This is a genomic window from Limibacter armeniacum (assembly GCF_036880985.1).
GTDB lineage: Bacteria > Bacteroidota > Bacteroidia > Cytophagales > Flammeovirgaceae > Limibacter > Limibacter armeniacum.
Map to the genome: position 1 here is coordinate 335,080 of NZ_JBAJNO010000001.1, position 11,869 is coordinate 346,948.

The window sequence follows — 11,869 nt, forward strand, 5'->3', positions numbered from 1 at the left end:
AAAAGAGGGTGTAAAATGGATATGACCATTCATTTTACACCTTTCACTATTGGATACTTGACAATGGATATCTTTTTTTAACATTATCATCTCTTTCGATCATCTGTTTTACAGATTAGAATATTCTTTTAGTCATTTTAAATCAATGACCTTATTGCTAGCACTATCTTCCATATTTCTCAGTCTTTTAAATTTACTATGTGCAAGTTTATTCACTTATCATTTCTCGTTGCAGTTTTTGTATTGTTGATACCAGTTGTATGCATGGAAAATTGTATAGCTCAGTCAGAACTTTCTCTGGATGAAATTATCATGCTTGCTCGTGATAACTCATTGTCTGCTCAACAGGCAGAAAACAGGAAAGACAATAGGCTAGGAAACTACATGAAGTTTAAATCCAATTTTTATCCTCAGCTTTCACTCAATGGAGCACTGCCTGACTTTAGTAGATCTATAGACCCTGTTACACAGCCAGATGGAACCCAGAAATTTATAGCTCGTAAATATGCTAATTCCTTTCTAAGACTAAGTCTTAACCAAACCATTGCTGCAACAGGAGGTCAAATTTATTTGGAATCCAGAATCAATAGGATTGATAACATGTCTGATGAAACAAATGGGGGAACTACTTCTTATTCGGGACAGCCGTTGAGTATTGGGTTTAACCAGCCTATATTCACTTATAACTGGCTGAAATGGAGTAAGAAAATAGAACCTATTCGTCTGGAGGAAGCCAAGAAGTCTTATTATGAAGAAATGGAGTGGGTAGCTTGGAAAGCAACCGATCTTTACTTCAATCTGATGATTCAACAAATCAACTACCGAATTGCAGATAAAAACCTTAAAAACAGTCAGAATATTAGAGATAAGAAGGCGAAAAAACAACGGCTTTCTGAGAGTGACCAGCTTCAGATGGAACTCAATATAATGAAAGCACAACGAGATGTGGCCTCAGCCAGACTGAATGCGGATAATGCCATGCTAAACCTGAAAACATTTATAGGACTGCCTGAATCTGAAGATGATTTTAAACTATCAATCCCAGAATCGATTCCTGAGTTTGAAATCAATTCTGGTCAAGCAGTTAAGTATGCTAAGCGGAATAGACAACGGTTTTTGAGTTTTAAGCGCCGTAAGATTGAAGCGGAAAGAGATGTGGCAAAAGCAAAAGCTGAGAGCAACTTGGATCTTTACTTATCGGCTAGCTTTGGACTTACACAACAGTCGGATTATCTTGAAGGTATATATCAGGATCCACAAGATCAGCAGCGATTAAAACTAGGGTTTAAGATTCCAGTAGCTGATTTTGGAAGAAGAAAAGCCAATCTTCAGACCGCAATTGCTAATCAAAAATTGGTAGAGAGTAGTGTGGAGCAGGATCGAATAAAGTTTGAGCAGGAAATTGTAGTGCTAGTCAGTCAGTTTCCAGTGTTGATTAGTAAGGTTAAGATTACTAAAAAAGCCAATGAGATAGCTTCTAAAAGGTTTCGAATTGCTAAATGGCAGTATGTAAACCAAAAAATTTCCTCTACAGATTACGATATGGCCTTACAGGAAAAAGATATGGCCACAAGAGAGTATGTCAAGGCACTAAAAGGTTATTGGATGGCCTACTATGACCTTCGTATGAAAACCCTGTATGATTTTGAAGCCAATAGGGATATGACCAGTCTGTAATTTATACTTCCTATAAAATAACAATGAAAGGCAGCCTCCAATCGATGGAAGCTGCCTTTAGGACTTACTTGTCTTCCAGTTTCCAAGTTCTAACCCAGTCCACAAGCATGGTACTGTTGATGGCATTACTCAATTCAGTTTTTTCTGGTAATCCACCCAACCAGTTTGCCTCATTGGTCCATAGGTCAAAGATGATTTCCAAATCTCTGGTAAAGTAACGGTTTTCGTACGTTTGCCCAGAACGGTCATGCCCGACTTCCACACTGCCAGCAGGCTCGCCATCCAGGTAAAACTGAATATGTTTCTCATCTTTCCACCAGACGCCAAAAGTATGGTAATCATCATTCCATTTGACACCTTTCAAAGGATTAGCATCCGATAAGTTGGTATTCATGTAATTATCCTCATCTCTGATCACAACAGGTTGTTCATTGGCATCAGCATGAAAATACTGTGAATTCATACGCAATGGAAAATCAGGTTGGCAATCGCAGGATGGTTTCGGATTGTTTTCAATAATATCAATCTCATCTCTGTCTGTTGAATTGCCATTGTTCAGCCAATAGGTTGTAAATGCAGAAATATAAGCGGCTTTCACCCTAGCCTCTGTGTACATAGGATAACTTGTTTTGGTACGGGAATGGATGCGGGCTGTCTGAAACCATCTGTCTTCCACATTGCTTTCATTCAGGGTAGCCCTGATCCAAAGGTGCCCATCCGTTACACCTGAATTATCAGCTGATTTTGACATGAATACAGGTGCCGGATAATTCCAAGTTGACTTAAACCATTTTGTCCCATCCCAAGTCTCAAACTCATCTGACATCTCTTCAAATTTCACCCATTTTTTTCCTTCCGGTGTGGTATTATCCAAAGATACAAATGAAGGTAGGGTAGGGTCAATATTTTCAAAGTCTTCAGCAGTCAAACCATCCTCAACAGGAGTTACTGTCACACTTACTTTGGCATTATCCTGATCACCATCTTTATCCGATAAAGTATAGGTGAAACTATCTGAACCACTGAAATCAGCATTCGGAATGTATTCAAATATGCCGTCCTTGATCTCAGTTACGATACCATTGAGAGCAATTGTTGCTAGGTTGTAGTTGTCTTCTGCTCCGCCATCATTCCCGATTTTGTCATTTTCGGATACATCAATCTGATTGTCAGAACCAGCATTACTGTTTTCCAGTACTGTCAAGGTATTGTCAGAAGCTTTTGGCTGATCGTTAGGTTGTGCCGTCTCATCGCTTTCTCTTCCACAACTCATAAAACTTATGGTCAAGGCTAAAAAAACTAGCCTAAAAGAGCTTTTAGGTAAAACTCGTTTGATTTTCTTCATCATTTCTATTCTCTTTTCCAATTATTTATTGGTATATAACTCATATTGAATTGGAGTAAAACAATCACTATTATGACAGATAGTGGAGATAAAATTCATGCTAATAAGAGGGGTAAATACTCTCCCAATAGAAATACCCAAAATTTGTATCGCTCAGGAATTTATCCTCTGAAAATCTATTTGTGATAAACATGATTATCTATGAATAGCTGATAAGAGAAAAGGCATGAACCATCTTAAATGATCCATGCCTTTAATAGAAGAAATTGGGTTGCTATTGTTTTTCCACTTGCTTAAGTTTTTTCATTCTTCCAATTCCGCTAGCTGGTGCATCATGTTCTGTTGCATGAAGGTCAAACTGTGGCATAATGGCTTCCAGCATTTTCTTTTCTTTCCTGTGCGCTTCTGACACTTTGCTCCAATCTGTGATTTTCGGGTAGGAGATCAGGTCCTTAGGTGTTTTGGCGGTATTGTAATAATTGCCTTTTCCGTCTATCATCACATTTTTGCCCCTGATCAACTGCTTCTCCTGATGATAGGAGTAGATCCACTCACGGTGTTCTTTCTGATCGGTTGTCAGGTAAGTCAGTAGGCTTTCACCATTCAGCTCATAACTTTCAGGCACCTTTATCCCCACTATATCCACGATAGTAGGTAGTACATCAGAGATATTGGCTAGAATATCCTGCTCACCTTGCTTGCTCATATTCAGGCATGGCGCATAGATAATCAGCGGAACATGCACTCCTTTCTGTGAAACAGGGACATTCTTTCCATAGCCGCTGGTACCGTTGTCTGCACAGAAAATCAGAATGGTGTTGTCCTCAATACCCAGTTCTTTCAGTTTCTTCATGTATTGCCATACTTGATAATCAAGATAATTAATATGGTTATGGATACCACCTTCTGTTACTGTTCCATGCGTATCGTATTGTCCTGCATCACCTGTGATATGAGGTTGAGTTTTGGTGTATTGTCCATTTTCCCATTTGATCTTAGGAGTGCCAGGCCATTTTTCCCTTTTATCCTTGTCAGTTTCGGAACTGAAGAAATCCCAGCCGTCGTGACCTAGGTGTGTGGTATGGTAGATGAAGAATGGCTGTTCATCTTTCTGCTTTCTTTTCATAAAGTCAAAGATGAAATCTAGTTCCACATCAGGACCGTAAGTGTTCAAGCCATACGATTGACGGGATTCAGGGGTGTTCGGCCACCATTCAAACTGTTGCTTGGCATCTGGATGGTTCATTAGCTGTACATGAGGTTGCCAGTACCACCCGTATTGCTGGTAGTAATCCACTTTATCGCCTGTATCTTCATTGATCAGTACCTTCTTACCATTTTGCTTTTTTGAGATGATCTTAAAGTCGGTGTATGGATTTTCATCACTTTTGGATTGTATTTCCCCAGGTGTGAAAACTGCTTCATCAAATCCGAAGTTTTCGACACCAGACATCTGTGTTTTACCTGCCCAATAAGTAGCGTATCCACCTGCTTTCGCTATATGGGCAATGGTGTACGGAGAGCTTTCATACAAAGGCCAAGTTTCTTTTCTTCCTTTTTCGTTGGTCCATTTTCCCTTGTCCTTGTTGTGCCACCATTTATGAAGATGTGCATAACGACCTGTCATCATCATGGCACGGCTAGGCGAACAGATGGTGGATGCCCAAGTGTTTTTGACCCAAACACCCTCATTTGCAAGCTTGTCCAAGACAGGCGTTTGTGCTCTGTATTTCGGGTCTGAAGTATCACCACCTTGTGGTGCAGGTGACCATTGGGAGGCGCCGTAAATTGGCAATTCTCTGGCACTGATATCATCTGCATAAATCAGGATAATATTGGGCTTTTGTGCATGCCCCAATGATAATCCAATGATACACCACAGCACAAGGCTGCTCAATATAGTCTTCATATTTACCAAGCGTTGTTTGTTTTCATGTTTATGTGATAAAGGTAAACACATTTGCAGGGTAGCAAGGTGATAATTCCCTCCAATTAAGGGGAGTAAACTGTACTTTTTACACATTTTATCTTGGTGATAAAATGCCCCCTTCATTTTATCTATTCTATTCAGGGAGGTCTATGATGAAGACCTATCTTTAAAATCAATCGAATTGTTGATTATCAGGTGAGTAATGATGTTTTGCTGCATGTACTCACTCACAAAATGAACTGACCAACCTTTTAAAAAATAAATAAAGTGAACAAGCAAATTTTAAAAACCCCTATGCTCATTTTTTTATTGTTGAGCACATTTCACTTCTCTAATGCCCAAAAACTAGTTGAAAAGCCTTTTCAACCTAAAGATAGCCATGCCCCAAAAGAATATGCACTGGCTTGGGCAGATGAATTCAATGCGTTTCAATTAGATACAACGGAGTGGTTTTATAGAGATGGTATCGACCGTCAGATGACGATTATGGCACAGGAGAATGTGATTCTTGATCATGATAATCTGAATATTGTGTGTCAGGCAGGTCAGTTTAGGGCACACCCGGAAGTGTATAGAGTCAAGGAAGGGAAAGACTTTTTTAATCAGAAAGGGGGAGGTGTGATCAGCGAGTGGCGTTTCCGTGAGGGCTACTTCGAGGCGAGATGCAAGATGTTGAACGCTCCCCTGTGGCATCCGGCGTTTTGGCTGGAGCGAGCCAACTCCAATCCGGAAAACAACAGCCTGAAAACTTTTACAACCTATTCGGAAATTGACATTATGGAAACGGAACCGAATCATGCCACTTGGCAGAGTATCCGAGTGCACGATTGGGTTTCGGGAGGAGAGCACCGCAAGATTCCGATCAAGGTAAAGGAAAATGACTGGGGAAGAACCTACTGCACCGACCAGCATGGAGAGTGGTTCGTGTGGGGCATGAAGCTGACACACGAGAAAGCCATGTTTTACGAGAATGATTCTCTGGTGGCTACAGTCGAGATCCCGGAAGACTATGTGCGTGACGCCAGAAATATTATCCTGTCTTGCTTAAGCATCAAATCACCCAAAGAGAGCGGCATTCAGAAGTTTGACTGGGTAAGGTTCTATGAGCCGGAAACCATGAGAGCAAGCACGACAAAGGAATGCGAAAACCTGATTCAGCATACAAGTATTGTGGGCAAAGACATTTTTGACACCAAAGTTGAAAAGGCTTCAGGCGGGTATTGCCAAAACATTGTCAATGCGAAAAAAGGAGACTTTATACGTTACCGTGTCTATATCTCCGAAAAAGGAAAATACAATATCAAGCTAGGCTACTTGCCGCAGAAGCAAGCCCAAGGAACCTGGAACTTAAGCATTGACGGAGTTGCCCAGGGTGAGGAAATAGACCAGAAGGGGAAAGCCAAATTCAAGTCGTTTGACTTAGGCGAAAAAACGTTTGACCGGGTAGGTTTCCATGAGTTCAAGTTTGAGATGGATGTAGCGAACGGCACGACAGGTTCAGGAACATTTGATTACCTGGAAGTAACCAAGTTGGATCCCGAAATCACCAAGAAATAATTGAGTGACTTTTTAAAATAGATATACAAGATATTATGAATGCGATAGATATAACGGTCATTTTTGTCTTTACCCTGTTGGTTTTCCTCTGCGGGATGAGCTTCTCCCGCTCAGGCAAAAACATGAAATCCTTTTTTGCGGCAGGCGGTAATCTACCGTGGTGGATGAGCGGTTTATCCCTTTTTATGAGCTTCTTTTCCGCAGGTACTTTTGTGGTTTGGGGATCGGTGGCCTATCAAAGCGGTTGGGTCGCGATTGCCATCCAATGGACCATGTGTATTTCAGGATTGATCATCGGTTTTGTGATTGCGCCCAAATGGCAAAAAACCGGAGCGCTGACCGCTGCCGAGTACATCACAGATCGGTTGGGCTACGGAACGCAAAAGATTTATACCTACCTGTTCCTGATGATCTCCGTGTTTACTACGGGTGCTTTTCTATATCCGGTGGCTAAGATTGTGGAAGTGTCCACAGGAGTGCCAATTTATGCGAGTATCATTTGTTTGGGAATCCTGATTTTGGCTTACACCGCTGCTGGAGGACTGTGGGCAGTGATCGTGACGGATGTACTCCAATTTGTAGTGCTGACCGCTGCAGTGCTGATTGTCGTTCCTTTATCCTTAAGTAAGGTGGGTGGTGTAAGCGGTTTTGTAGCGAACGCACCGGAGAACTTCTTCAACTTCGTCAACGAAGAGTACTCTCCCTATTTCCTGTTGGCTTTTGGGCTGTACAATCTCTTCTTTATCGCTGGAAACTGGGCGTATGTACAGCGTTACACAAGTGTTTCAACTGCCAAAGATGCCAAAAAAGTAGGTTGGTTATTTGGCGGACTGTATGCGGTAAGTCCCGTGATTTGGATGCTGCCGCCTATGATTTACCGAGTGCTCAATCCTGACTTGCAAGGCTTGGCGGATGAGGGCGCTTACCTGCTCATGTGCAAGGAAGTATTGCCTGTTGGGATGCTGGGATTGATGTTGGGAGGGATGATCTTCGCAACGTCTAGCTCGGTAAACACCACGCTGAATATCTCCGCTGGCGTTTTGACCAATGATATCTTTAAGCATTTCAGACCTCAGACCAGCGATCAAGGACTGGTCTATGTCGGAAAAATAGCCACTGTGGTTTTGGGTGTCATTACGATTATTGTTGCGCTTTTGGTTCCCAAACTCGGTGGTATCGTGGAAGTGGTAATGAGCTTAGCGGCACTTACGGGCGGAGCCATGTTTTTACCGCCTATCTGGGCACTTTTTTCTAAAAAACAGACAGGGCAATCTGTGCTAGCGGTGACCTTGGTTTCGTTAGCCGTAAATGCCTTCTTCAAGTTTTTAGCTCCTTCACTGATCGAAGTTTCCCTAAGCCGTGCAGCAGAAATGGCATTGGGAGTGACGTTGCCAATCGTCTTATTGACGATTACCGAAATCCTGTTTCAGGTAAAAAATACTTCATCAAGTCAGTATGAAAATTACTTGTCTCTCCAAAATGAAAAAGAAAGAGAGGAACAGGAAAATGCCGATGGCAACAGGAAGGGGGCACGTGTAATCGGAGTAGGTGTGCTTTCGACCGGAGGACTGATCCTGATACTTTCCGCACTAGCTGAAACCGGCGCTTTGCTGGTTGGCGGTATGGGCGTCGTGGTGCTTGCACTCGGAGCGATCATTATTTACAAAAACCAATCAGTGAGTCAGCCTCAAGAAGCTGAAAAAATCTATCAATAAGACTTTCAACTATGATTATAGAAAATTTCTCAAGCGAAAAGCGTGAAAATAAACTCAACCAACTTTCTGCCGAATTTGTAGTGGCAGGTGGTGGTATAGCAGGTGTTTGTGCCGCTATTACAGCCGCACGAAAAGGTGTAAAAACGATCCTGATACAGGACAGGCCTGTATTGGGTGGCAACGCTTCCTCAGAAGTGAGGCTGTGGGTATTGGGTGCCACTTCCCACATGGGTAACAACAACCGTTGGTCCAGAGAAGGAGGTGTGATGGACGAAATCCTGATCGAAAACCTTTACAAAAACAGGGAAGGGAATGCTGTGATCTTTGATACCATTCTTTTGGATAAGGTGATGCAGGAGGAAAACATCACCCTGATGCTGAACACCGCTGTATCTGCCGTCCAAAAGGCAGACGAGAAAAGTATCGAAGCAGTTTGGGCTTTCAATTCGCAAAACTCGACCCACTACAAGATCGATGCGCCACTTTTCTGTGATGCGACAGGGGACGGACTCGTCGCTTTTCAGGCGGGTGCTCCTTTCCGTATTGGGGCTGAGGCAAAAGAGGAGTTTGGTGAATTGTTTGCGCCGGATGAGGCGTACGGTCATTTGCTGGGGCACTCCATGTATTTTTATAGCAAAAAGACAGACGAGCCGGTGAAGTACAAGGCACCTTCGTATGCGCTGAAAGAAATTGAAAAAATACCTCGATTCAGGGTCATCCGAAAAGAACACAAAGGGTGTAACTTTTGGTGGTTTGAGTATGGAGGCAGACGAGATACAATCCACGAAACCGAGGAGATCAAGTACGAGCTTTGGAAAGTGATCTATGGCGTTTGGGACTACATCAAAAACTCAGGAAACTTCGAGGATGTAGACAACATGACGCTGGAGTGGGTCGGAAATGTGCCAGGCAAGCGGGAAAGTCGTCGCTTTGAAGGGCTGTACATGATGAAGCAGCAGGATGTGATAGGTCAAACGGAGTTTGAAGATGCAGTGGCACATGGTGGTTGGGCGCTGGACTTGCACCCTGCAGATGGGGTTTACAGCGAACTTTCGGGCTGTACACAATGGCACTCAAAAGGGGTGTATCATATCCCTTACCGCAGCTTTGTCAGCAAGGGGATCGACAACCTGCTTTTGGCGGGACGTATCATTAGTGCTTCTCACGTCGCTTTCGGTTCTACTCGGGTGATGGCGACTTGTGGCGTTGGGGCACAAGCGGTCGGGATGGCTGCAGCCGTTTGTAAAGAACTAGGGGTACAACCTGCCGATTTGATGGAAGTGACCAACCTCAAGAAGCTTCAGAATGAGCTTAACCTGACGGGGCAAAGCATTCCAAATATTCCTATCCGACCGGAAAGCAATCTGCTGACACAAGCAAGAGTAACCGCTTCTTCAGCACTTACACTTTCTACCATTCCTTTTGATGGAAAATGGAAAAAGCTGAACGTCTCATCCGCTCAATTGCTTCCTTTCGAGGCAAATACAGCTTACGCATTTAAAGTACAGGTCAATGCTTCGGAGAAAACAACATTGGAAGTTCAGCTTCGAAAATCGCATAACGATAAAAACTACTCGCCTGAAGTCATTTTGGAATCTCAGGTGATCGAAGTGGGAGCGGGAGAGCAAACGGTGGATTTCAAATTTGAAAGCTCAGTAGCGGATCAGCAGTATGCATTTGTGACGTTTATGGCAAATCCTGCCCTTGAAATCAAATGCAGTGAAAAGAGAATCACGGGAGTGCTGTCCGTATTCAACGGAGAAAACGATAAGGTGTCCAACAAAGGAAAGCAAACACCACCTCAGGGAATCGGTGTGGATGAGTTCGAGTTCTGGATTCCGGAGCGCCGCCCTGAAGGGGAAAATATAGCCATGGAGATCAGTCCGGCGATTGAAGCATTTGATGTCTCCAACATCGGAAATGGCTTTGTCCGTCCGTGGGGAACAGCCAATGCTTGGGTAGCTGATCTTTCTGATACAAAACCAACCCTGAAAATGGAATGGGACAGCGAACAACCACTCTCTGAAATTCGCCTGTTTTTGGACACTGACTACGACCACGCACTGGAGTCTGTACAGTTTGGGCATCCGGAAGAAGTGATTCCTTTCTGTTTGCAAAACTATACGATCAAGGATCTGAACGGTCAGGTTCTTTTTCAGCAATCAGATAACTATCAGACGATTAACGCCTTCAAGTTTGAAGAAGGTTTTAGCACAAAAGGACTTTTGATTGAAACGGAACATCCTTCCTCAGACGTTCCGGCGGCCATCTTTGAGGTTGTGTGCTTGTAATAGGTTGAACATCATTATTAATAGAAATAAAAAGAGCATGTCATATTGTAATAACTTAAGCGTAAAGTTGATACTGGCTTTACTCACTTTGAACATTTTTTCTTGTTCTGAAACCACAACGAACACAGGATCAGAAAACGAAAACCAGACAGAAATAGCGAAAGCAACAACAGTTTTTCCTCATAAGTTACCTGAAGAAAAGCCGGATTTTCCGATGAGTGCTGCCACTGAACGAATGTTTAGCTACCCTGCACCCCGTGCTCAGGATAATGACTTGTATACATTGTTTAAGTATACCAGACTAAAAGGTTTTGATTATAACAATGGAGATGGGACGATTACACGTAGAGACCCGTCAAGACCAATATATGTAGATGGTAAATACTATATCTGGTACACCAAAAGGGACACTAAGTTTGTACCTATCGGAGCAAAGCGGGCTAAAGAAGCGACTGATGAAATTCCTTCAACAGATTGGGATTTAAGTGATATTTGGTATGCGACAAGTGCCGATGGCATTACTTGGGAAGAACAAGGCGTAGCTGTTTCACGACCTGCCAAACCCAATCAGGGCTGGCGTTCTGTGGCTACGCCCGATATCTTGGTTTGGGAAGGAAAGTATTATCTCTATTATCAGGCATTTAATGAGCCTAGTGGCTTGAGAGGAGATTGGTGTCCTATCTCTATGTCTTATGCTGACTCACCAAATGGACCTTGGAAAGCAGGAGGGAATGAGATGATTCCTTTAGGTAAAAAAGGGGAATGGGATCAGGACCAAACACAAGATCCACATCCAATTGTATACAAAGGTAAGATTTATATGTACTACAAGGCTGCTTATAACAAATGGGTAGATAAATGGAATACCTATGCCGTTGGTCATGGGGTAGCCATCGCGGATAGTCCTTTTGGTCCATTCAAAAAGCACCCATTAAACCCAGTGATGCAGTCAGGTCATGAAACGACTTACTTCCCTTACAAAGAAGGTGTAGCCACTTTGGTACTCAAAGATGGCAATGAACGTGAAACAATTCAGTATGCAAAAGATGGGGTCAACTTTGAGGTTGCCTCTTCTGTATCCCTTCCTCCAATTGCAGCTGCTCCTTTTGTACCTGATGCATTTACAAATACCAAATATGGTAAAGGAATCACGTGGGGAATGTGTCATTTTACCAATGCAGGTACACCAAAACAAAGATATTCTATTCTGGCTCGCTTTGATTGTGATTTGAGCTTAGACTACGATGAGCCTTTCTTTAAAACAACACACCTGTTTCACAGCCCTGATGTATATTTCAAGCAGGGTGTAGGAAAGCATAGAATTAAGCAAAACCCGCAACCAGAGATTCAGTAA

7 protein-coding genes are annotated in these 11,869 nt (G+C 42.8%); 5 read left to right on the forward strand and 2 right to left on the reverse strand.

Annotated elements, in window-relative coordinates; translation table 11 throughout:
• The first annotated feature begins 264 nt into the window (after window positions 1-264).
• Window positions 265-1,677 (forward strand): TolC family protein, encoded by a 1,413-nt coding sequence (locus V6R21_RS01080; RefSeq protein ID WP_334240093.1) that lies wholly within the window; start codon window positions 265-267, stop codon window positions 1,675-1,677.
• A gap of 64 nt (window positions 1,678-1,741) precedes the next feature.
• Here the strand turns inward: V6R21_RS01080 and V6R21_RS01085 are convergent, their stop codons facing one another.
• Together V6R21_RS01085 and V6R21_RS01090 are read right to left on the reverse strand one after the other, a co-directional pair.
• On the reverse strand, window positions 1,742-2,950 hold the full coding sequence (locus tag V6R21_RS01085) for an Ig-like domain-containing protein (RefSeq protein WP_334240095.1): 1,209 nt from the start codon (window positions 2,948-2,950) through the stop codon (window positions 1,742-1,744).
• A 346-nt stretch (window positions 2,951-3,296) separates the two neighbouring features.
• On the reverse strand, window positions 3,297-4,931 hold the full coding sequence (locus V6R21_RS01090; protein ID WP_334240097.1) for a sulfatase-like hydrolase/transferase: 1,635 nt from the start codon (window positions 4,929-4,931) through the stop codon (window positions 3,297-3,299).
• Window positions 4,932-5,246: 315 nt separating this feature from the next.
• On the opposite strand from V6R21_RS01090, the gene V6R21_RS01095 reads away from it, so the two are divergent.
• The 4 genes from V6R21_RS01095 (at window position 5,247) to V6R21_RS01110 (ending at window position 11,869) form a co-directional block, all read left to right on the forward strand.
• Window positions 5,247-6,509, forward strand: a complete 1,263-nt coding sequence (locus V6R21_RS01095) for a glycoside hydrolase family 16 protein (protein ID WP_334240099.1) — start codon at window positions 5,247-5,249, stop codon at window positions 6,507-6,509.
• 164 nt (window positions 6,510-6,673) lie between these two features.
• Entirely contained in the window at window positions 6,674-8,224 is a 1,551-nt protein-coding gene (locus V6R21_RS01100; protein WP_408612965.1) for a sodium:solute symporter family protein, read from the forward strand.
• An 11-nt stretch (window positions 8,225-8,235) separates the two neighbouring features.
• On the forward strand, window positions 8,236-10,515 hold the full coding sequence (locus tag V6R21_RS01105; protein WP_334240101.1) for an FAD-dependent oxidoreductase: 2,280 nt from the start codon (window positions 8,236-8,238) through the stop codon (window positions 10,513-10,515).
• A gap of 88 nt (window positions 10,516-10,603) precedes the next feature.
• Window positions 10,604-11,869 (forward strand): glycoside hydrolase family 117 protein, encoded by a 1,266-nt coding sequence (locus V6R21_RS01110; RefSeq protein WP_334240103.1) that lies wholly within the window; start codon window positions 10,604-10,606, stop codon window positions 11,867-11,869.

What these genes read in the sequence shown, in the direction of transcription:
- V6R21_RS01105 (WP_334240101.1), top strand. Translation starts at nt 8,236, where the DNA reads ATGATTATAGAAAATTTCTCAAGCGAAAAGCGTGAAAATAAACTCAAC.
- V6R21_RS01100 (WP_408612965.1), top strand. Translation starts at nt 6,674, where the DNA reads ATGAGCGGTTTATCCCTTTTTATGAGCTTCTTTTCCGCAGGTACTTTT.
- V6R21_RS01080 (WP_334240093.1), top strand. Translation starts at nt 265, where the DNA reads ATGGAAAATTGTATAGCTCAGTCAGAACTTTCTCTGGATGAAATTATC.
- V6R21_RS01085 (WP_334240095.1), bottom strand. Translation starts at nt 2,950, where the DNA reads ATGAGTTGTGGAAGAGAAAGCGATGAGACGGCACAACCTAACGATCAG.
- V6R21_RS01090 (WP_334240097.1), bottom strand. Translation starts at nt 4,931, where the DNA reads ATGAAGACTATATTGAGCAGCCTTGTGCTGTGGTGTATCATTGGATTA.
- V6R21_RS01095 (WP_334240099.1), top strand. Translation starts at nt 5,247, where the DNA reads ATGCTCATTTTTTTATTGTTGAGCACATTTCACTTCTCTAATGCCCAA.